Source organism: Castellaniella sp. (assembly GCF_034674885.1).
Taxonomy (GTDB): domain Bacteria; phylum Pseudomonadota; class Gammaproteobacteria; order Burkholderiales; family Burkholderiaceae_B; genus Castellaniella.
Genome location: NZ_JAUCDS010000018.1, coordinates 18,590 through 40,104, shown reverse-complemented (window position 1 = coordinate 40,104; position 21,515 = coordinate 18,590). Strand labels below are relative to the sequence as shown.

Annotated in this window: 17 protein-coding genes; 9 read left to right on the top strand and 8 right to left on the bottom strand. The window is 66.1% G+C overall.

From position 1 onward, the window contains the following. Positions 1 to 48: 48 nt before the first annotated feature. Genes VDP74_RS10815 through gabT form a run of 3 tightly spaced genes read right to left on the bottom strand, consistent with a single transcriptional unit; the run spans position 49 to position 3,525 of the window. Positions 49 to 1,092: an ABC transporter substrate-binding protein gene (locus VDP74_RS10815; RefSeq protein WP_322999641.1), complete on the bottom strand. Its 1,044-nt coding sequence runs from the start codon at positions 1,090 to 1,092 to the stop codon at positions 49 to 51. Between the two features lie 36 nt (positions 1,093 to 1,128). Continuing rightward, positions 1,129 to 2,220, bottom strand: a complete 1,092-nt coding sequence (locus VDP74_RS10810) for an ABC transporter ATP-binding protein (RefSeq protein WP_322999640.1) — start codon at positions 2,218 to 2,220, stop codon at positions 1,129 to 1,131. A 36-nt stretch (positions 2,221 to 2,256) separates the two neighbouring features. After that, the gene (gabT, locus tag VDP74_RS10805; RefSeq protein WP_322999639.1) at positions 2,257 to 3,525 is read right to left on the bottom strand and encodes a 4-aminobutyrate--2-oxoglutarate transaminase; all 1,269 of its coding nucleotides are present in this window, start codon (positions 3,523 to 3,525) and stop codon (positions 2,257 to 2,259) included. A gap of 105 nt (positions 3,526 to 3,630) precedes the next feature. Between gabT and VDP74_RS10800 the strand changes: the two genes are divergently transcribed. Both VDP74_RS10800 and VDP74_RS10795 read left to right on the top strand, forming a co-directional pair. Then, positions 3,631 to 5,121, top strand: coding sequence for a PLP-dependent aminotransferase family protein (locus VDP74_RS10800; protein ID WP_322999638.1), 1,491 nt, complete (start codon positions 3,631 to 3,633; stop codon positions 5,119 to 5,121). A gap of 23 nt (positions 5,122 to 5,144) precedes the next feature. After that, complete coding sequence (locus tag VDP74_RS10795; protein WP_322999637.1) at positions 5,145 to 6,509, top strand: aspartate aminotransferase family protein; 1,365 nt, start codon at positions 5,145 to 5,147, stop codon at positions 6,507 to 6,509. A 23-nt stretch (positions 6,510 to 6,532) separates the two neighbouring features. Here the strand turns inward: VDP74_RS10795 and VDP74_RS10790 are convergent, their stop codons facing one another. Beyond that, positions 6,533 to 7,423, bottom strand: a complete 891-nt coding sequence (locus VDP74_RS10790) for a LysR family transcriptional regulator (protein WP_322999636.1) — start codon at positions 7,421 to 7,423, stop codon at positions 6,533 to 6,535. Between the two features lie 118 nt (positions 7,424 to 7,541). Between VDP74_RS10790 and VDP74_RS10785 the strand changes: the two genes are divergently transcribed. From VDP74_RS10785 to VDP74_RS10760, 6 genes are all read left to right on the top strand, one after another. Next, positions 7,542 to 8,729, top strand: coding sequence for an acyl-CoA dehydrogenase (locus VDP74_RS10785; protein ID WP_322999635.1), 1,188 nt, complete (start codon positions 7,542 to 7,544; stop codon positions 8,727 to 8,729). A gap of 10 nt (positions 8,730 to 8,739) precedes the next feature. Then, positions 8,740 to 10,032, top strand: a complete 1,293-nt coding sequence (locus VDP74_RS10780; protein WP_322999634.1) for a CaiB/BaiF CoA-transferase family protein — start codon at positions 8,740 to 8,742, stop codon at positions 10,030 to 10,032. A 219-nt stretch (positions 10,033 to 10,251) separates the two neighbouring features. Further along, positions 10,252 to 10,593 carry a PepSY domain-containing protein gene (locus VDP74_RS10775; RefSeq protein ID WP_322999633.1) on the top strand — a complete coding sequence of 114 codons (342 nt, stop codon included), beginning with the start codon at positions 10,252 to 10,254 and terminating at the stop codon, positions 10,591 to 10,593. A 3-nt stretch (positions 10,594 to 10,596) separates the two neighbouring features. Next, the gene (locus VDP74_RS10770; protein ID WP_322999632.1) at positions 10,597 to 11,073 is read left to right on the top strand and encodes a DUF2271 domain-containing protein; all 477 of its coding nucleotides are present in this window, start codon (positions 10,597 to 10,599) and stop codon (positions 11,071 to 11,073) included. Between the two features lie 5 nt (positions 11,074 to 11,078). Beyond that, complete coding sequence (locus VDP74_RS10765) at positions 11,079 to 13,286, top strand: PepSY domain-containing protein (RefSeq protein WP_322999631.1); 2,208 nt, start codon at positions 11,079 to 11,081, stop codon at positions 13,284 to 13,286. Next, positions 13,267 to 14,286, top strand: coding sequence for an FAD:protein FMN transferase (locus VDP74_RS10760; RefSeq protein WP_416232978.1), 1,020 nt, complete (start codon positions 13,267 to 13,269; stop codon positions 14,284 to 14,286). Before VDP74_RS10765 ends, VDP74_RS10760 begins: the two co-directional genes overlap by 20 nt. Here the strand turns inward: VDP74_RS10760 and VDP74_RS10755 are convergent. The 3 genes from VDP74_RS10755 to VDP74_RS10745 all read right to left on the bottom strand — a co-directional run bounded on the left by VDP74_RS10755 (position 14,241) and on the right by VDP74_RS10745 (position 18,626). After that, positions 14,241 to 15,677, bottom strand: coding sequence for a catalase (locus VDP74_RS10755; protein WP_322999629.1), 1,437 nt, complete (start codon positions 15,675 to 15,677; stop codon positions 14,241 to 14,243). The genes VDP74_RS10760 and VDP74_RS10755 overlap by 46 nt on opposite strands. Positions 15,678 to 15,915: 238 nt before the next feature. Then, complete coding sequence (locus VDP74_RS10750; RefSeq protein ID WP_322999628.1) at positions 15,916 to 16,083, bottom strand: hypothetical protein; 168 nt, start codon at positions 16,081 to 16,083, stop codon at positions 15,916 to 15,918. A gap of 170 nt (positions 16,084 to 16,253) precedes the next feature. Continuing rightward, a complete protein-coding gene (locus tag VDP74_RS10745; RefSeq protein WP_322999627.1) occupies positions 16,254 to 18,626 on the bottom strand; it encodes a Tex family protein in 2,373 nt (790 codons plus the stop codon). Positions 18,627 to 18,733: 107 nt separating this feature from the next. Between VDP74_RS10745 and VDP74_RS10740 the strand changes: the two genes are divergently transcribed. Continuing rightward, positions 18,734 to 20,722 carry an ATP-dependent DNA helicase gene (locus tag VDP74_RS10740; RefSeq protein WP_322999626.1) on the top strand — a complete coding sequence of 663 codons (1,989 nt, stop codon included), beginning with the start codon at positions 18,734 to 18,736 and terminating at the stop codon, positions 20,720 to 20,722. Here the strand turns inward: VDP74_RS10740 and VDP74_RS10735 are convergent. Further along, positions 20,709 to 21,515, bottom strand: coding sequence for an outer membrane protein assembly factor BamD (locus VDP74_RS10735; RefSeq protein WP_322999664.1), 807 nt, complete (start codon positions 21,513 to 21,515; stop codon positions 20,709 to 20,711). The two genes, VDP74_RS10740 and VDP74_RS10735, sit on opposite strands and share 14 nt — an antisense overlap.

Here is a 21,515-nt window from a genome sequence, read left to right as displayed (position 1 = left end):
TGACGTGAAATCGTACGGGATGGCCCTCAGGCCACCCCGTACGCGGGATCAGCGGGCGGCCCAGGCCGTGAAGCGCTGCTCGAGTTCTTCACCGTGGTCGGTCCAGAATTCGAGATCGTTGAACAGGGCGTTGCGCGCATTGGCCGGCGAATTGGGCACATTGGCCAGGACGTCGGGGCTGAGCATGCCGATGGCTTGCTTGCTGACCGGGCCGTAGGCGATGTGCTGCGAGTAGGCTGCCTGGGCCTTGGGCGAACTGGCGTAGCGGACGAAGTCGATGGCCTGGTCCTTGTTGGACGAGCCGGTGGGGATCACCCAGTAGTCGAAGTCATAGACGCTCTGGTTCCAGACGACCTTCAGGGGGCGGCCTTCGCGCTGTGCCGCGTCGATGCGCCCGTTGTAGGCGGCCGACATCACCACGTCACCGGCCGACAGCATCTGCGGCGGTTGTGCGCCGGCTTCCCACCACTGGACGTAGGGCTTGATCTCGTCGAGTTTCTTGAAGGCGCGGTCCACGCCTTCCGGGGTTGCCAGGACTTTGTAGACGTCCTGTGGCGCGACGCCGTCGGCCATCAGGGCGAATTCGACGTTGTAGTGGGCGCCCTTGCGCAGGCCGCGCTTGCCGGGGAATTTCTTCACATCCCAGAAATCGGCCCAGCCGGTGGGGGCGGTCTTGAGCGTATCTGCGTTGTAGGCCAGCACGGTGGACCAGACGAAGGTGCCCACCCCGCAGTACTTCAGCGCTCCGCGCACCATGTCGCCCTTGTTCAGGACGGAGGCCCAGTCGATGTTTTCATACAGGCCTTCGTCGCAGCCGCGGCCCAGGTCGCCGGTTTCGACTTCGACGACGTCCCAGACGACGTTGTGGGACTGGACCATGGCCTTGACCTTGGCTTGTTCTCCGTTATAGGCCACGGGGATGACCTTTTTGCCGGATTCCTTTTCGAAGGGCTGGATGAATGCCGCATTCTGCGCGTCGCCGTTGGCGCCGCCGAAATTGACCACAGTCAGGTCGCGCGCCTGGGTGGGGGCCTGGAACAGCGCCAGAGGGACCGCGACGGCCAGTGCCGTCAGGAGCGGGGCTTTTTTCATGAGGTGTCTCCTGTTGTATGGATGTAGTGTGAGGCTTCAGGGGTGGAAAACACGGACGTGTCCGGGATCGATCCGCAGCGGGATACGGGCGCCCGGGGCATGTGTCCCGGCGTCCGCAGCCAGGGGCATCTTGACGAAGAAGGTATCGCTGTCGCCCAGGCGGCAGCGCAGGCGGACGTGGTCGCCGAAATAGACCTCGTCGACGGCATGGGCGTCGAAGCGGTTCGGGCCGTCGCTGCTGCCGGGCACGATGCGTTCGGGGCGCATGGCGATGACGCAGGGGCTGCCGGTCTGCAGGCCCTGGACGTTCAAGCCTCGCAACTGCGGGCCGCCGGTGACTTCGACCTCGCACCAGTCGCCGTCCTGGGCACGCACGGTACCGGGGAACTGGTTGCTGTCGCCCACGAACCCGGCCACGAAGCGGTTGCAGGGGGATTCGTACAGCGCGTCGGCGCTGCAGACCTGCTGGATGATGCCCTGGTTGAAGACCGCGATGCGGTTGCTCATGGTCAGGGCTTCGCTCTGGTCGTGGGTGACGTAGACGAAGGTGATGCCCAGTTTCCGGTGCAGTGCCTTGAGCTCGAGCTGCATGTGTTCGCGCAGCTGTTTGTCCAGGGCGCCCAGCGGTTCGTCCATCAGCACGATCTTGGGTTCGAAGACCAGGGCGCGGGCCAGCGCGATGCGCTGCTGCTGGCCGCCTGACAGCTGTGCGGGGTAGCGTTTGGCGAAATCCTGCATCTGCACCATGGACAGCGCATCGTGGATGCGTTGCGCGCGCTGGGATGCGGGGATTTTGCGGACCTTCAGAGGGTATTCCAGGTTGCGCTCCACCGTCATGTGGGGGAACAGGGCGTAGTTCTGGAACACCATGCCCAGATTGCGATGGTGCGGCGGGACGTCGTTGAGACGGCGGCCTTCCAGCAGGATGTCGCCCTGAGTGGGCGATTCGAAGCCGGCGAGCATCATCAGGCAGGTGGTCTTGCCGGAGCCCGACGGCCCCAGCAGCGACAGGAACTCGCCGGGATAGATATCGAGGTTGAGATCCCGGACGACCAGATGACTTCCATCGTAGGATTTCTGGACGCCCTGGAATCGGACCAGGGGTTCGGGAGCAGGAGCGGCGGACATCAGGGGCGGTCTCCGGGGGCAGGTGGTCGGACGATGTTAGGCCGGATCGGCCATCGCATCCATCAGGATAGCCAGACCTTCGTCGAGCAGGCCATCCGGGATTGTCAGGGGAAACAGGAAGCGGATGACGTTCCCATAGGCGCCGCAGGTCAGCAGGACCAGGCCGCGCTCCAGGGCGCGGCGCTGGATGCCGGAGGCGGTGTCCGGGTCGGGGCTGCCGTCCGGGTGGCGGAACTCGGCTGCGACCATGGCGCCCAGCCCGCGGATGTCGACGATACGGGGGTGTTGGCGTTCGGCCAATGCGTGTTTCAGGCGGCTGCCCAGCGTGTCGGCCCGGGCGATCAGGTCTTCGTCGCGGATGATGTCCAGCACTGCCAGGGCGGCGGCGATGGCCAGGGGGTTGCCGGCGTAGGTGCCGCCCAGCGACCCGCGCGGGGCGGCGTCCATCAGTTCGGCTCGCCCGCACACGCCCGACAGCGGCATGCCGCCCGCCAGGCTCTTGGCCATGGTGATCAGGTCGGGTGTCACGCCGGAATGTTCGATGGCGAACATCTTGCCGGTGCGGGCAAAGCCGGTCTGGACTTCATCGACGATCAGCAGGATGCCGTGTTCGTCGCAGCGCTGGCGCAGCGCCTGCAGCAATTCGGTGGGCGCAACGTTGAATCCGCCTTCGCCCTGGACGGGTTCGATGACGATGGCGGCCACCCGCGACGGGCTGATGTCGGCCTTGAACAACAGGTCCAGCGCCTTCAGGGAATCCCGCACGGTCACGCCGTCCAGGGCGCTGGGAAAGGGGATGTGGTAGACCTCGGCCGGCAGCGGGCCGAAGTCCTGTTTGTAGGGGGCGACCTTGCCGGTCAGGGCCATGCCCATGAAGGTCCGCCCGTGGAAGGCCCCTGAAAATGCGATGACGCCGGTGCGGCCCGTGGCGGCGCGGGCGATCTTGACGGCGTTTTCCAGCGCTTCGGCGCCGGTGGTGAAGAAGGCGGTCTTCTTGGCGTGGCTGCCGGGCGTCAGGCGGTTGATGTGCTCGGCCAGCTGGACGTACGACCCGTACGGGGCGACCTGGAATGCCGTGTGGGTGAAGGCGTCGAGCTGATCGCGGATGGCCTGGACGATGCGGGGGTGACAATGTCCGGTGTTGGCGACGGCGATACCGGCCGCGAAGTCGATGTAGCGCCGGCCTTCGACGTCCCAGAGTTCCGCGTTCAGCGCGCGCTTGGCGTAGAAATCACAGGTGATGCCGATGCCGTTGGGGATCGCTGCGTTCTTGCGCTGCTGCCAATCCTGATTCATGTCCGTCATGTGTGTCTCCAGGTAGGCGGGGTATTTCCGCACTCGTTTTTTTTCACTATACTGATCTTTTGGTTTGTCAAATAGATCCATTTAAATAAAATTAATGGGGCCAATTTGGAATCCTTTATCCTCTCTGAATGGTTGCTCCAGAACTTTGGCAACTCCGGGGATAGTCCTGCTTATCATCGTTTGTATCAGTTGATTTGTAGAGCCATTCTGGAAGGCCATCTGCCGGCCGGAGCCCGCCTGCCGTCCTCGCGCGATCTGGCCGCCGAACTGGAAATCGCGCGCAATACCGTGCTGCAGGTGTACGACCAGTTGTCCGAGGAAGGCTACGTGCATGCCGGCGTGGGCCGGGGCACCTATGTCCAGGACATCAGCCAGGATCTGGTCGACCCGCCTGCCGCCCGGGGCGATGCGACCGATTCGGCGGCGACCCATCCGGACAGCATGCACAACCTGTCGCGCCGGGGGCGCGCGCTGGTGTCGCGGCTGGGTTTTTCCAATCTGCAGGCGGGGGCTTTCATGCCGGGGATTCCCGACGTGCGCGAGTTTCCGCTGAAGACCTGGTCCAGGATCCAGAACCGGCTGTGGCGCAGCGAACCCTGGGATCTGATGCGCTACGCTCCCGCAGGCGGCTACGGCCCCGTGCGCCAGGCGATCTCGGATTACCTGGGCAGCGTGCGCGCCGTGCGCAGTTCGGCCCAGCAGGTCGTGATGACCACCGGCATTCACCAGGGCATCGACGTGGCCATCCGGCTGCTGTGTGATCCGGGCGATACGGTCTGGATCGAGGAACCTGCCTATTGGGGGGTGCGCAATCTCTTGCTGACTGCGGGGCTGCGCCTGGTGCCGATCCGCGTCGACGAGGAAGGCATCTGCCCCGGCGAGGCGGAACGCGCCCGCCCGCCGCGCCTGATCGTGGTGGCGCCGTCGCACCAGTACCCCCTGGGGATGGTGATGAGCCTGGCTCGGCGGCGCATGCTGCTGGACTATGCGCGCCAGGTGTCCTGCTGGATCGTCGAAGACGACTACGACAGCGAATTCCGTTATGGCAGGCGGCCGCTGGCGTCCCTGCAGGGCATGGACGATTCGGGCCGTGTGCTGTACGCGGGCAGCTTCAGCAAGACCCTGTGCCCCGGTCTGCGGGTCGGGTTCCTGGTGGTGCCGGAACCGCTGGCAGGGGCGGTGGCAGACGCCGTGGCCGAGTTGTACCGCGAGGGCAACATGATGAATCACGCGGTTCTGGCGGAATTCATTCGCGAGGGGCATCTGGCGCAGCACATCCGCCGTGTCCGGCGCCGCTACGAGGAACGCCGCACCTGCCTGATCGAACAGATCCGCCATCATTTCGGCAACACGCTGGAAATCGTCGGAGGCGAGGCCGGCCTGCACCTGATACTGGCCTTGCCCGAAGGCGTGGACGACACCCTGGTGGTACGCGACGCCCTGCAGCAGGGGGTGGTGACGCGCGCCCTGAGTACCTATTACCTGGGGCGGGATCATGCCCGCCCTGGTTTATTGCTGGGTTACGCCGGGGTCACCCCGGAAGAAATCCGGCCCGCCTTCGACGTGCTTGCGCGCGTGATTGGCGCTTATCTTTGACTTCGCCCAAAAGGGATCCAGCCATGAATGCATCCGATAGCCTGGCTCACAGCGATGTGGCCTATCAATTCCATTCCTACACCAACGCTCAGCGCCTGCGCGAGGAGGGCCCCTGCATCATGGAGCGCGGCGATGGGATCTACGTCCAGGATACGGACGGCAAGCAATACATCGAGGGCATGGCCGGGCTCTGGAGCGTCGCAGTGGGGTTCAGCGAACCCCGCCTGGCGCAGGCTGCCTATCGCCAGATGCAGAACCTGCCCTTCTATCACACGTTCAGCCAGAAATCGAACGTCCCGTCCATCGAACTGGCGGAAAAGCTGATCGACCTGACCGGCGGGCGCATGGCCCAGGCCTTCTTCACCAATTCCGGGTCCGAGGCCAACGACACCATCGTCAAGATGGTCTGGTACTACAACAATGCGCTGGGCCGTCCCGAGAAAAAGAAGATCATCGCCCGCGAGCGTGGCTATCACGGCGTGACCGTGGCCTCAGCCAGCCTGACGGGGCTGGCGGGCAACCACCGCAGCTTCGATCTGCCGCTGCCCCGCATCCACCACGTGCGCTGCCCGCATTGGTACCACGAGGGCCAGCCTGGCGAGACCGAGGCGCAATTCGGCGACCGCCTGGCAGCCGAACTCGAGGCGCTGATCCTGAAGGAAGGCCCGGACACGGTGGCAGCCTTCATCGGTGAACCCGTCATGGGCGCCGGCGGCGTGATCGTGCCCCCCGAAGCCTACTGGCCCAAGATGCAGGCGGTGTGCCGCAAGTACGACGTGCTGGTGATCGCCGACGAGGTCATTACCGGCTTCGGACGCACGGGCCGCCTGTTCGCTTCGGATCTGTTTGGCATCGAACCCGATTTCATGACCTTGTCCAAGCAGTTGACCTCGTCCTATCTGCCGCTGGCGGCGGTGCTGATGAACGAGAAAGTCGCCTCCGTCCTGATTCGCCACAGCGGCGAGCTGGGCAGCTTCGGGCACGGCTACACCGCCAGCGGCCATCCCGTGGCGACGGCGGTCGCGCTTGAAAACATCCGTGTCATCGAGGAACGCGGCCTGGTGGACAATGCCTTCGCAGTGGGGGCCGTGCTGCAGCGCCGGCTGCGGGAGCTGTCCGGCCATCCGCTGGTGGGCGAAGTGCGCGGCGTGGGGCTGATTGCCGCCGTCGAACTGGTTGCCGACAAGGCAGCCCGCACTCCCTTCGATCCGCTGGGCAAGGCGGGGGCGATGGTCGTGCGCCAGGCCCAGGACAATGGACTGATTCTGCGCGGCATCCAGGACAGCGTGGCCTTCTGCCCGCCCCTGATCATCACCGAGGCGCAGGTCAACACTCTGGCGGATCGTTTCGCGCAGTCCCTGGACGAAGTGACGCGCGCATTGCAATAGCGTGCGCCTGGGCCGGGCGTGTGTCAGCCCGGCCCGTCTGGCTGCGTCTGCGCCACCAGCCAGTCCCGGAACTGCGCCAGGGCGGGCAGCGTGGTCTTGCGCTCGGGCACGATCAGGTGAAAGGCCCGCTGTCCCGGGCCACTGTGCGGATTCAGGATGCGCAGGGCGCCGTCGTCCAGTTCCTGCTGGATCAGGAAGGGCGGGATCAGCGCCACCCCCAGGCCGTCTGCTGCCGCCTGGGACAGCATGGAAAACAGTTCCAGCCGCATGCCGGCCATGTCGGCGGGTGCGCTGGCGCCTGCCGAGGCGAACCAGTCGCGCCAGGCGGTTGGGCGAGTGCTTTGCTGCAGCAGGGGCAGGGCGGCGATCGCCTCTGCGTCCAGGGGGCCGTCGGCCAGCCGGGGACTGCAGACCGGCACGGGGTTTTCACGCATCAGAAAGGTGGCCTGGGTCCCAGGCCAGCCCGGATCGCCGGAATAGATGGCGGCGTCGAATTCCGTATCGTCGAATAGAAAGGGCCGGGTGCGGGTCGCCATATTCACCTGCAGCCCTGGGCCGCAGCCCTGGGGGCCGGCCAGCCGAGGCAGCAGCCAGCGGGTGGCAAAAGTCGGCACGACCGCCAGGTCGACTACGCCGCCGCCCTGATGCGCCATGATGGCCAGGGAGTCCCGTTCGATGGTATCGAGCTGGCGGCGCACCAGCCGGCCGTAGCGCTCGCCGGCATCGGTCAGTCGCACGCCGCGCCGGACCCGGTCGAACAGCGGCACGCCGACGAAGGCCTCCAGTGTGGCGATCTGGCGGCAGATGGCCCCCTGGGTCAACGAGAGTTCCTGCGCCGCATGGGTAAAGCTCTGGTGGCGGGCTGCGGCCTCGAAGGCCTGCAGCGCGGTGGTGCTGGGCAGACGTTTGCGCATGACGGTTCTGGTGTGAAGTGATAAAAAATCACAGGTTCATCAGTTTATATCGTTTGTTTCGTCATCGCGATATCGTTAGCATGCAAAATCATCACTTTGATCTTTCAGGAGCCTGAGCATGTCTTCATCCCGCCCCCAGTTCCAATGGCTTGATCCCCTGCTGCTGGATCAGCAACTGACCGACACGGAACGCATGGTGCGCGATGCTGCCCGCGCCTATGCCCAGGACCGTCTGCTGCCACGCGTGCAGGACGCTTTCCGTCATGAAAAGACGGACACCGCCATCTTCCGCGAGATGGGTGAACTGGGCCTGCTGGGGGCGACGATCCCGGAACAGTACGGCGGCGCGGGCATGAATTACGTGTGCTACGGCCTGATCGCACGCGAGGTCGAACGCGTGGATTCCGGCTATCGCTCGATGATGAGTGTGCAAAGCTCACTGGTCATGGTGCCGATCAATGCCTTTGGCACGGACGCCCAGAAGGAAAAATACCTGCCGAAACTGGCCTCCGGCGAATGGATCGGCTGTTTTGGCCTGACCGAGCCGGATCACGGCTCGGACCCGGGTTCCATGGTAACGCGCGCCAAGAAAGTGCCGGGCGGCTACAGCCTGAGCGGCGCCAAGACCTGGATCACCAACAGCCCGATCGCCGACGTATTCGTTGTCTGGGCCAAGGACGAGGCGGGCGATATTCGCGGCTTTATCCTGGAAAAGGGCTGGAAGGGCCTTTCGGCGCCGGCCATCCACGGCAAGGTCGGCCTGCGGGCTTCGATCACCGGCGAGATCGTGCTCGACGAGGTTTTCGTGCCCGAAGAAAACATCTTCCCCGATGTGCGCGGCCTGAAAGGCCCCTTCACCTGCCTGAACTCCGCCCGTTATGGCATCGCCTGGGGCGCCCTGGGCGCAGCCGAGGCCTGCTATGAAACCGCCCGCCAGTACGTGCTGGACCGCAAGCAGTTCGGCCGGCCGCTGGCGGCCAACCAGCTGATCCAGAAGAAGTTGGCCGACATGCTGACCGAGATCACGCTGGGCCTGCAGGCCGTGCTGCGGGTCGGCCACCTGAAGGACGAAGGCCACGCGCCGGTGGAAATCACCTCCATCATCAAGCGCAATTCCTGCGGCAAGGCGCTGGACATCGCCCGCACGGCCCGCGACATGCTGGGCGGAAACGGTATTTCCGACGAGTTCTGCATCGCCCGCCACCTGGTCAATCTGGAAGTGGTGAATACCTACGAAGGCACGCACGACGTGCATGCCCTGATCCTGGGGCGCGCCATCACCGGCATCGCCGCCTTTGCAAACTAGAGGCACGTCCATGGCGCAAGAGACAGTCGGCCAGGCGGCAGGCGGGCAACCGTCTGCTGCGGCGCGGCCCGACGCAAGGGCACAAGGAGCGTTGTCGCACATTCGGGTCCTGGATCTGTCGCGGGTGCTGGCCGGCCCCTGGGCGACCCAGATCCTGGGTGACCTGGGCGCCGACGTCATCAAGGTCGAACGCCCTGAGGCCGGGGACGACACGCGGGGCTGGGGGCCTCCCTGGATGCCCGATGGCGAGGGCCGGGAATCTCGCGTCGCAGCCTATTATCTGTGCGCCAATCGCAACAAGCGATCGGTCACGGTGGACATGGCCAGCCCGCAGGGCCAGGACCTGATCCGCCAGCTGGTGCGCCAGTCCGACGTGCTGGTGGAAAATTTCAAGGCGGGCGGACTGGCCCGCTACGGCCTGGATTACGACAGCCTGAAGACCATCAATCCGCGCCTGGTGTATTGCTCCATCACGGGATTCGGGCAGACCGGCCCGTATGCTGCACGCGCGGGCTACGATTTCCTGGTCCAGGGCCTGGGGGGGCTGATGAGCGTCACTGGACGCCCGGATGACCAGGCGGGCGGTGGCCCCATGAAAGTCGGGGTCGCCCTGACCGACATTCTGACGGGCCTGTATGCGGCCAATGCCATCCAGGCAGCCCTGGCCGCTCGTGAACACACCGGCCTGGGCCAGCACGTGGACATGGCTTTGCTGGACGTGCAGGTTGCCTGCCTGGCCAACCAGGCCATGAATTATCTGGCCACGGGCCGCAGCCCCGGGCGGCTGGGCAATGCGCACCCCAGCATCGTGCCGTACCAGGATTTCCCGACGGCCGATGGCTACATGATTCTGGCTATCGGCAACGACGGCCAGTTCGCACGCTTTTGCGAGGAAGCCGGTCGACCGGACCTGTCCGCCGATGCTCGCTTCGCCACCAATCGGGGTAGGGTGGAACACCGGGATGAACTGATTCCCATCCTGCGTCACCTGACCACGGCACGGACCACGGCGCAGTGGATTGCGGCGCTGGAATCCCGCGCCGTGCCCTGTGGTCCCATCAATGCGGTCGAACAGGTGTTCCAGGATCCGCAGGTGCAGGCGCGCGGCCTGCGCATCGAGATGCCGCATGCGGAAACCGGTGCCGTGCCTCTGGTGGCCAGCCCGATCCGCCTTTCGGACACGCCGGTGGACTATCGCCTGCCGCCGCCCGCGCTGGGCGAGCATACGGTCGACGTGCTGGAGGGTGTCCTGGGGCTGGCGCCTGGCGATATCCAGGCTCTTCGGGAACAGGGCGTGGTCTGAGCGTCCGGCCGGGGCCGATCGAAAGCCCTGCTCCATGGACGATCGGGTTCGAATCCGGCGGCGCCTCTGGGCGCCGTTTCCCATTCCGTTTTGACATGAGTCAAGGCTTGTGCCACCTGGTGGCGGCAGCCGGCCTCTGTTCATCTGGCGTCAAGGTTGTGGTTCTTACCATGCACTGAATGGTCGCTGTCTGGCGACCGTGAAATGGGAGAACCGATCATGCGAGTAAACCGACGATTTGGCGCCTGCCTGCTGGCGGTCTCACTGGGCGCGGCAGTCGCTCCGGCGTGGGCGGACGACGATTGTGACGTGCCCGTCAAGCGCTGGCAGAGCCGCGATGCGGTCACCCGGATGGCGCGCAGCCAGGGCTGGGAATTGGCGCGCGTCAAGATCGACGATGGCTGCTATGAGGTCCGTGGCGAGGACGCCCAGGGCCGTTCCTTCCGTGCCAAGCTCGATCCCGAGACGCTGGAAATCGTGAAGATGAAGTATCGCGATTCAGAAGACCGCAGCCGCCGCCGTTCGAAAAGGCACCCGTCAGAATTCTCACCGGAGCAATGACTCATGAAGACTGTTTCGATTGCGGCCCTGCTGGCCGCCACTACCCTGGCCGTTCCCGCCCTGGCGCAGGGCCGTTCCGTGACCTTGTCCACGACTTTGAAAAACTATGGTGGTGACGGCGCCTACCTGGCTGTCTATCTGACCGATGCCCAGGGGGCCTACGCCGGCACCCTGTGGGTGGCGGGCGGCAAGGCCAAATACTACAAGCACCTCGCAGACTGGAAGCGACTGTCGGCCGGTGAGGCCGCGCGCTTGGATGGCGTGACCGGCGCCAGTGTGGGTGCGGGCCGCACGCTGAAGGTGACTGCCGATCTGGCCGACGCACTGTTCGATGCCGGCTACGAGATCCGTGTCGACGCCGCCGTCGAGGACATGCGTGACAGCCCGTCTGAAGTCCGAGTGCCGCTGACCACGGCGGGTGCCGGCCAGATGACTGCCGGGCGCCGATTCATCCAGTCATTTGGCTATCAGACGCAGTGATCACCATGCAATGGCGGCAGATCCATCGCTGGCTGGGCCTGTGGGCCGGGGGGCTGGCCCTGTTTGCCGGGATTACCGGACTGGTCCTGGCCTTCTTTCCGGTGCGCGATGCCTGGCGAGCCAACCCGGTGGAGTCCGGCCTGTCGGTAGCGGTCCTGGCGCAGCGGGTGGCAGCCGAGGTCTCGGGGATCGAGGAAATCCGCCGCCTGCCCTCGGGAGACGTCATCGTGTATTCCTTCGATGGTGACCTGGCCCGCGCCAGCCGGGTCGATCCGGCCAGCGGCCAGGTGCTGGGCGACTACCAGGTCTCGACTGTCGAACGCTGGGTGCGCAACTTGCATCGGTCTTTCATGCTGGGCGATCCCGGCCGCCTGGGTATGGCCGGGATCGCTCTGGCAATGCTGTTGCTGACGCTGTCCGGGACCCTGATGCTGGCCCGGCGCCTGGGCGGCTGGCGTCACGTTGTGTCGGGCCGCATTCGTGGAACCCTGGCTCAACGCATCCACGGGATCAGTGGCCGCTCGTTGATGCTCGTCCTGACCCTGTCTTCGCTGACTGCGATCTACATGAGCGCGACGACCTTCAGCCTGATTCCGGCTGATGCGGGTATGGAGCCGGATATCGTGTCCGCTCCCGGCCCGCAGCCTGACTTGGCCGTGCAAGCCCTGCCGCTGCTGCAGGCGCTGTCGGCCGAAGGGCTGCGCAAGCTGAACTTCCCTGCGGCCGACGATTCAGAGGACGTCTGGGCTGTCTCCACTGATGCCGGCGATGGCTGGGTCGACCGACGCAGCGGCCATGTGCTGGCCTGGCGGCCGGCACCCTTCGCCCGTGTCCTGTCCGACTGGGTGTATGCCTTGCACACGGGCCAGGGTTTATGGGCCTGGGCGCTGGTCCTGGGCCTGGCCGGCCTGTGCATTCCGGTCTTCGGGGCCACCGGGTTTCTGATCTGGCGGCAGAGCAGGGCCCGGATGCCTCGCCTCGCGAGCAACAGTCCGGCTCGGCGGGCTGACGTGCTGGTCTTCGTGGCCAGCGAGGGCGGCACGACCTGGGGCTTTGCCAAGGCCTTGCATGACGCCCTGGCGCGCAACGGCCACGCAGTCCACACCGCGCCCCTGGAACAGTTTCAGTGCCCTGAGTCGGCCCGCCAGGTGTTCATCCTGGCGGCTTCCTACGGGGATGGCCAGGCTCCGGCGCATGCCGCCCGCGCGCTGGACCGGATCTCAGGCGTGACGGCCGGGTCCGCGCCGGTGACGGTGCTGGGCTTTGGCGATCGCCAGTTTCCAGCCTTCTGCGGCTATGCGGAAACGCTGGACCGGGCCCTGCGGGCCGCCGGCTGGCCGCAGGCCCTGCCGCTGGAATGCATACACCAGCAGTCGGTGCAACAGTTCGAGCGCTGGGGCGCGTCCCTGTCCGGTGTGCTGGGTGAGGCGCTGGCGCTGAACTATGTGCCGCGCATTCCACCGACCCATTCCCTGGAACTGGTGGAGCGGCAGGATTATGCGGGTGCAGCCAACCCGACCGCCATCCTGCGATTGCGCTGGCAGGACGGTCGCCCGATGGCGCGGCTGCTGGGCCGGGGGATGCCGCATTTCAAGGCGGGCGATCTGGTGGGCATCGTGCCGCCTGGCAGCCCGGTACCCCGCTTTTATTCTCTGGCCTCGGGTTTTCGCGACGGTTTCCTGGAGATCTGTGTGCGGCGGATGCCAGACGGGATCTGTTCCGGCTTCCTGCACGGTCTTGAGCCTGGCGACCGCGTCCAGGCTTTCATCAGGCACAACCCGGGCTTCACCCTGAGGGCCTCGCGCCGTCCTGTCGTGCTGATCGGGGCGGGCACCGGAGTCGCTCCTCTGGCTGGCTTTATCCGCGACAACACCCGCAAGACGCCCATGTTCCTGTATTTCGGGGCGCGCAATCCGGACGAGGATTTCTATTTCGGCGCCGCCATCCGTCGCTGGCTCGACGAAGGGCGGCTGTCTGCGCTGCGTACGGCATTTTCCAGAGTCCAGGGTGGTGGCGGCTACGTGCAGGACGCCTTGCGCCAGGATGCGGCGCGCCTGCGGGCGCTGGTCGCCCAAGGAGCCGTGCTGCGGGTGTGCGGCAGCAGGCCCATGGCCGCCGGAGTCGCCGAAGCGCTCAATGACATTTTGAGTCCGCTGGGACTGGATGTGCCTCGATTGAGGGAAAGGGGGCGCTATGCCGAAGACGTGTTTTGATCCGGCGGCCAGTATGGCGTCGGCCGCGTTGTCCGAGTCGACCTTGAGCGGGCCGACCATGGGCACGCGCTGGGCGGTGCGATACCAGGCGCCACCGGACTTCGACCATGGGGCGTTGTCGCGTGACCTGGCTTTGACGGTGGAGTCGGTGGATGCGCAGATGTCCCCCTGGAAGCCAGAGAGCGGCCTGATGCGTCTGAATCGGTCGGAACCTGGGCAGTGGGTGGCGCTACCGGCCGATCTTCTGGGTGTGCTGGCGCGGGCTGTGCAGATCGGCGCCTTGAGCGGCGGCGCCTACGATGCGGCCATCGGCGATCTCGTCAACGCCTGGGGGTTCGGCGCGGTCCGGGATGCACCCGACCCGGCAGCCATCCGGCGAGCCGCCGCCAGCCATCGCCCAGCCCATCTCTGGCTGGACATCGATGGAGAACGGGCCCGGGCGCGCAAGCGGATGCCCATGACGCTGGATCTGTGCGGAATCGCCAAGGGCTACGCCGTGGACCGAATGGCGCAGGTCATGGACCGGCACGGCGTTGCTCATGCCCTGGCCGGCCTGGACGGCGAGCTTCGAGCCTGCGGTGCGCGGGCTGATGGCCGGCCTTGGGCCGTGGCTCTGGAAAGTCCGCAAGAGGGGCGCCGCGCAGCGCACGGGGTGATCGAACTGGTCGACCTTTCCGTGGCGACTTCAGGCGACTATCGCCACTGGATACGGGTTGGCAGCGAGCGCCTGGCGCACACCATGGATGGCCGCCGGGCGGCGCCTGTGCGCAACCCGGTGGCATCCGTCACGGTGCTGGCGGCCAGCTGCATGGATGCCGATGCCTGGGCGACAGCCCTGTTGGTGGCCGGGCCGGGCGAGGGGCCGGCCCTGGCGCAGCGCATGGGCCTGGACGCCCTGTTCCTGTTGCGGTGCGAAGGCCGGCTGACGGAGATCGGGCTGGGTCGCTTTGCCGCTCACCCCTGCAGGGCGCGGATCGCCGCAGCCACCCCCGCGCCGTAGGCCGGGTCCGCCTGGGTGCAGTGCTCGATGTGCAGGGCCTGCACGTCAGCGCTGACGCCGGCGATGGCGCGGGCGGTATTGTCGAACAGGGCCTGTTGCTGTTCGGGCGACATCAGGCGGAACAGATTTCCTGGCTGGGAAAAATAATCCGGATCCTCGCGGTGGTTCCAGTGGTCGGCGGCGCCTTCCAGGCTGAGCGGCGGTTCACGGAATTCAGACTGCTCGGCCCACTCGCCCGCCTTGTTGGGCTGGTTGCCGGTCAGGCCGCCATGATTGCCGTCGACCCGCATGGCCCCGTCCCGGTGGTAGCTGTGGAAGGGGCAGCGCGGCGCGTTGACCGGAATCTGATGGTGGTTTACGCCCAGGCGGTAGCGTTGCGCGTCGCCGTAGGAAAACAGGCGTGCCTGCAGCATGCGGTCGGGGGAAAAGCCGATGCCGGGCACGACGTTGGCCGGGGTGAAGGCAGCCTGCTCGACTTCCGCGAAGAAGTTCTCGGGGTTGCGGTTCAGTTCCAGCACGCCGACCTCGATCAGCGGATAGTCGCCGTGCGGCCAGACCTTGGTCAGATCGAAGGGATTCAGGTGGTAGCTGCCGGCATCCTTTTCCGGCATGATCTGCACCGACAGCGTCCAGCGGGGGAAATCGCCCTGGGCGATGCTGTCATGCAGGTCGCGCTGTGAACTTTCCCGGTCGCGGCCGATCAGTTCGGCAGCCTGGGCGTCGCTCAGGTTGCGGATGCCCTGCTGGGACTGGAAGTGGAATTTCACCCAGAACCGTTCCTGATCGGCATTGATGAAGCTGAAGGTATGGCTGCCGAACAGATGCATGTGGCGGTAGTCGGACGGAATGCCCCGGTCGCTCATGACGATGGTGATCTGGTGCAGGGCTTCCGGCAGGCCGGTCCAGAATTCCCAGTTGTTCTGGGCGCTGCGCAGACCGGTGCCCGGGTCGCGTTTGACCGCGTGGTTCAGGTCCGGGAATTTCAGCGGATCCCGGAAGAAGAAGACCGGGGTGTTGTTGCCCACGAGATCCCAGTTGCCTTGTTCGGTGTAGAACTTCATCGCCACGCCGCGGATGTCGCGCTCGGCGTCCGCCGCGCCACGTTCGCCGGCAACTGTCGAGAAACGCACGAAGACCGGCGTCTGCTTGCCGATTTCTGCAAAGGCGGCGGCGCGGGTGTAGCGCGTGATGTCGTGGGTGACGGTGAACGTGCCGTAAGCGCCTGCGCCCTTGGCGTGCATGCGGCGCTCGGGGATGACTTCGCGGTCGAAATGGGCCAGTTTTTCCAGCAGCCAGACATCCTGCAGCAGGGCGGGGCCGCGCGGGCCGGCGGTCTGAATGTTCTGGTTGTCGACGACGGGGGCGCCGGCGGCGGTAGTCAGTTTTTTCATGCTTCTGCTCCTGAGGTGGATCGGATTCGAGGGAAAGGCGGGCATGCCGCGCGGTATCCATGGCTCAAGGGACAGTCTAAGCAAATTCATGTTTTTAATGAAATTGATTGTCCCTTATTCACAAATAGTCATTGGCTATGGTTCGGCGACATCGCGCCATGCGGGGCTTCGGGCGCGCCGCGATTCCCGCAGGGTGCGGCCAGCAGGGGCCGTGCCTGTTCCTGCGTGGTCTTGTGTCTTAGCCGAAGACGTCGATCGCTTTGCGGATGATGACGAACAGGGTGGCCAGGAAGCCGACGCCCAGCAACAGGATGCCGGGGTTCCGATCACGGAATCCGAAGCCGATGAAAGTCACGATGACGCCCAGGACGAAGATGACCAGTAGTGCGTTGCTGTGGAAGAACATGGTCCGCCCCATGGAGATCGATGATGGGGATCATAGGCGACCTGCGGTTCGCCCGCGTTGAGGCAGGACAAGAATCCCGCGCCCCGGGCCCCCTCGGTAGGCGTCGTCGGGCAGGCTGGAGCTCTCCGCGTAGGGCCCCCGCGCTCAGCCTGGCCTGCCCGTTCCGGTTGTCAACCCTTGCGCAGTCTCGCAAAGGCTTCGGCCATGGCGCCCTGGGGCGCGGCTGCCGGGCGATCGGGGCGTCCGCCGCGATGATTGCCCGGGCGGCTGCCGGTTCGTCCCTCGCCCGTGTCGTCGCCCCGGCCGGCAGGGCGCGGTTCCGGGTCGTCCTTGCGCATGGACAGGGCGATGCGTTTGCGGGCCACGTCGACTTCCAGCACCCGTACCTGCACGGTCTGGCCGACGCGGACCACGTCGCGCGGGTCCTTGACGAACTTGTCCGCCAGGGCGGAGACGTGCACCAGGCCGTCCTGATGCACGCCGATGTCCACGAAAGCGCCAAAGTTGGCTACGTTGCTGACCACGCCTTCCAGCGTCATGCCGGGGCTCAGGTCCTTGATGTCGTGTATGCCTTCCTTGAACTGGGCCGTCTTGAATTCCGGCCGGGGGTCGCGCCCGGGCTTTTCCAGTTCGGCAAAGATGTCGCGCACCGTGGGCAGGCCGAATCGTTCGCTGGTGAAATCCGTGGGCGACAGGCCCTTCAGGGCCTGCGGCTGGCCCATCAGTTCGGCGGCGGGGCGGCCGGCCTTCAGCACGATCTGCTCGACGACCGGGTAGGCCTCGGGGTGGACGGCAGAGGCATCCAGCGGGTTGTCGGAACCGGGCACGCGCAGGAAGCCGGCGGCCTGCTCGAAGGCCTTGTCGCCGAAACGGGGGACTTCGCGCAGTGCCTGGCGGTTGGGGAAGGCCCCGTGCGCCTCGCGCCACTGCACGATGTTGCGGGCCAGGCTGGCATTCAGGCCCGAGACCCGGGTCAGCAACGGCACCGAGGCCGTGTTCACGTCCACGCCCACGGCGTTGACGCAGTCCTCGACCACGGCGTTCAGCGAGTGTGCGAGTTCGCGCTGGTTGACGTCGTGCTGGTATTGGCCCACGCCGATGGCCTTGGGCTCGATCTTCACCAGTTCGGCCAGCGGGTCCTGCAGCCGGCGGGCGATGGATACGGCGCCGCGCAGGCTGACGTCCAGGTCCGGGAATTCCTGCGAGCCCAGTTCAGAGGCTGAATACACCGACGCGCCTGCTTCGGAGACGACCACTCGGTCGAACGCCAGTTCGGGATGGCGTTCGCGCAGGGTCGCCGCCAGCCGGTCGGTCTCGCGCGAGGCCGTGCCGTTGCCGATGGCGACCAGGGGGATCTGGTGTCGCTGGATCAGGGCGGCCAGAGTGCGCAGGCTGCCTTCCACATCGCGGCGCGGTTCGAAAGGGTAGATCGTGGCCGTATCCAGCACTTTGCCGGTGGCGTCGATAGCGGCGACCTTCACTCCTGTGCGGATGCCGGGATCCAGGCCCAGCACGGCCTTGGGGCCGGCCGGGGCGGCCAGCAGCAGGTCTTTCAAGTTGGCGGCGAAGACGCGGATGGCCTCGGTCTCGGCAGCTTCGCGCAGCCGGCCGATCAGCTCTGTTTCAAAGGCCGTCAGCAGTTTGACGCGCCAGGCCCAGCGGCAGACTTCGGCCAGCCAGTGCTGGCGCGGCGTGGCCTGGGCATCGAAGCGGGCATCGACGGACAGCAGATCGGCGATGCGCGTGACGCACGGATGCGGCGTCTGGGCTTCGCGCTCGGCGTCCAGGCCCAGGCGCAGGTCCAGGATGCCCTGCTGGCGACCGCGCAGCAACGCCAGTACCCGGTGCGAGGGCAGGGTGCGCAGCGCTTCATGGAAATCGAACCAGTCGCGGAATTTCTCGCCCTCGGTTTCCTTGCCCGATACGACCTGAGCGTAAACCAGGCCGGTCTGCCAGAGTTCGCCGCGCAGGGCCTCCAGCAGCGGCGCCTGCTCGGCAAAGCGTTCTGCCAGGATGTCGCGGGCACCATTCAGGACGGCTTTGGCGTCGGCGAAACCGGCTTCCTCATTCAGGTAGCCGGCCGCCAGTGTGTCGGGGTCGGCCGCGCGGTCGGCGAGCAGCGTGTCGGCCAGCGGCTCCAGTCCTGCTTCGCGAGCGATCTGGGCGCGTGTGCGGCGCTTGGGCTTGTAGGGGGCGTACAGGTCTTCCAGCCGTTGCTTGCTGTCGGCCGCCAGGATTTGCGCCTGCAGGGCGTCGTCCAGTTTGCCCTGTTGGGCGATGGAGTCCAGGATGGCGACGCGCCGGCCTTCCAGTTCCCGGATGTAAAGCAGCCGGACTTCCAGCTGGCGCAGCACTGTATCGTCCAGTCCGCCGGTCACTTCCTTGCGGTAGCGGGCGATGAAGGGCACGGTGGCCCCGGTATCCAGCAGATCCACGGCGGCGGCGACCTGGGCGGGGCGGGCGTCGAGTTCGGCGCACAGCAGGTGCAGGACGCGCGCAGGATCGACCTGGTGGGAAGGAGAAGCGGAAGCGGCAGTGGACATGCGGACGTCCTAAAATACGAAGTTCAAGCGGCGCATTTTGCCATAGCCCACCCCCCGTCCGGAAATGTCTGGCGTATCATCCCCCGATTCATCCCGTCCTCTTTCCCATGCTCAGTGACGATCTGAACGCCGTGTTCGGCCCCGAAGGGCCTCTGGCTCGCGAGCTGCAGGGCTATGTACCGCGCGCGGCCCAGCAGGCGCTGTCGGCCGCCATCCAGGATACGGTGGCAGCCGGTGGCGTGCTGGTGGCCGAAGCCGGGACGGGGACCGGCAAGACCTGGGCCTATCTGGTGCCGGCCTTTCTGTCGGGCGACAAGGTCCTGATCTCCACCGGCACCCGCACGCTGCAGGATCAGCTCTTTCGGCGCGACATTCCGCGCCTGCGCCAGGCGCTGGCGATGTCCGTGGACGTGGCCTTGCTCAAGGGCCGCAGCAACTATGTGTGCCACTACCACCTGGAACGCCTGGAACAGGATGATCGGGGCCTGAAATCCCGCGACGAGATCGCCCAGCTGCGGCAGATCCGCCAGTTCACGCAGATCAGCACCACCGGGGACAAGGCCGATCTGCCGGCCGTGCCGGAAACCGCCGACATCTGGAATCGGGTTACATCCACCCGCGAGAATTGTCTGGGGCAGGACTGCCCCTTTGTGCGTGATTGCTTCTTGCTGAAGGCGCGGCGCCATGCCCAGGAAGCGGACGTCGTCGTGGTCAACCACGCGCTGTTCATGGCGGACCTGGCCCTGCGCGAGGAAGGCATTCCGGACCTGCTGCCCGAAACCCGGCTGGTGGTGTTCGACGAGGCCCATCAGTTGCCCGAGACGGCCACCCGCTTCCTGGGCCAGAGCGTGTCTCTGCATCAGATACTGGATCTGGCGCGCCAGGCCGAGGCCGCTGGTCTGGCGCAGGCGCGCGAAGCCGTGCGCTGGACCGAGCATTGCCAGGCCCTGGAATCCGCCGCCCGCGAATTGCGGCTGGTGAGCGCGCCGGTGGGGCGGATGCCCGGCGGGCGGGCGACCTTCGATCAGATCCCGGAACCGGAAGTCTTCGATGCCGCGCTGGACCGGCTGGGCCAGGCGCTGGATACTCTGGCCGAGGCCCTGGGCACCCAGGAAGAACGTCACCCGGACCTGGCGGCGGCGGCACGTACCGCCCGCACGCTGCGGGCCCGCCTGCTGCAATGGGCGCAGCCCGCCCGTGGACAACCGGAACCGGCCGATCAGGCGGCAGTGCGCTGGCTGGAACACAGCACCCATTCCGTGCGCCTGCACCGCGCACCGCTGTCGGTGGCGCGCATCTTTTCCGGCTTTCGCCGTCCCGAACAGGCCTGGGTGCTGACATCCGCGACCCTGTCGGTGCGTGGCGATTTCGCGCATTTCCAGCATCAGTTGGGGTTGGGGGATGCCCAGACTGCCAGTTGGGCCTCGCCCTTCGATTATCCGGCGCAGGGGCTGCTGTATGTGCCGCAGGGCCTGCCCTGGCCCAACGACCCAGGGTTCACCGATGCCTTCGCCCAGGCGCTGCTGCCGCTGGTGGACGCGTGCACGGGCGGTGTGCTGGTGTTGTGCACGACTCTCAGGGCCGTGGACCGCGTGGCTGATCAGCTATTGCGCGGCCTGCTGTCCTCGGACCGGCCTGTGATGCGCCAGGGCGAGGCCACGCGCGGCGTCTTGCTGGATCGCTTCCGATCTGCGGGCAATGCCGTGCTGGTGGGCAGCACCAGTTTCTGGGAAGGCATCGATGTGCCCGGCGACGCCTTGACGCTGGTGGCGATCGACAAACTGCCTTTCGCGCCACCCGACGATCCGGTGCTGGAAGCCCGGCTGAATGCCTGCCGCGCAGAAGGCGGCAATCCGTTCATGGAATATCAGCTGCCGCAGGCGGCGCTGCTGCTCAAACAGGGGGCGGGCCGCCTGATCCGATCGGAACAGGACTGGGGTGTGCTGGTGGTGGGGGACGGCCGGCTGGTGGACAAACCCTATGGCCGCCTGTTGTGGCAGGGACTGCCGCCGTTTGCGCGTACGCGCGATGCGGCGGTGGCGGAAGGCTTCCTGGCCCATCCGCCCGTCGCCGCCGATTCGTCTACAGCCAGTTGATCGGGTTCCAGGCGCTCTTGGGTTCGTCCAGGCCCTGTTTGTAGTATTTGCTGTTGGGGAAGTTCTTGTCCAGCACGCGTTTGGCATCTTCAGCCAGCTCGGGCAGGTCCAGTTTCTGGTAGCTGAGCATCATCACGTACAGCGCCTTTTCCACGATGGGGACGCCTTCGAAGTCCGTGACCACGGTCTGCGCCCGATTGGCTGCCGCGACGTAGGCGCCGCGTTCGTAGTAGTACTGGGCGATGTGGACCTCGTTTTCAGCGATGGTATTGACCAGCCAGGCGACGCGCTTGCGGGCATCGGGCGTGTAGCGGCTATCGGGGTAGCGCTTGATCAGCTCGTTGAAGGCTTCGTAGGATTCGCGCAGGCCCTTCGGGTCGCGTTCGCTGGGGTCCTGGCGAGTGATGTTCGACAGAATTGCGCTGGGTGGCGTGAATGTGATCATGCCTTTCAGGTACAGCATGTAGTCCGAGCCCGGGTGGTTCGGGTACTGCTGCAGGAAGCGGTCGATGGCGGCCTTGGCCTGTTCGGGTTCCTCGTCCTTCCAGTTGACGTAGGCCTGATCGATCAGGGACTGCTGGGCGTAGATGCCAAATGGGTAGCGGGCTTCCAGGGATTCCAGGTTTTTCCGGGCTTCCGTCCAATTGCCCGAACCCATGTCGGAGCGGGCCTGGCTGTACAGGCGCTCGGCGCTCCAGCCGGCGGTGGGGTCGACCTTGCCCGACGTGGAACTGCACCCGGCCACGACTGCCAGACAGAGGCCGGCCAGGGCCAGCCGGGCGAGGGACGGCAG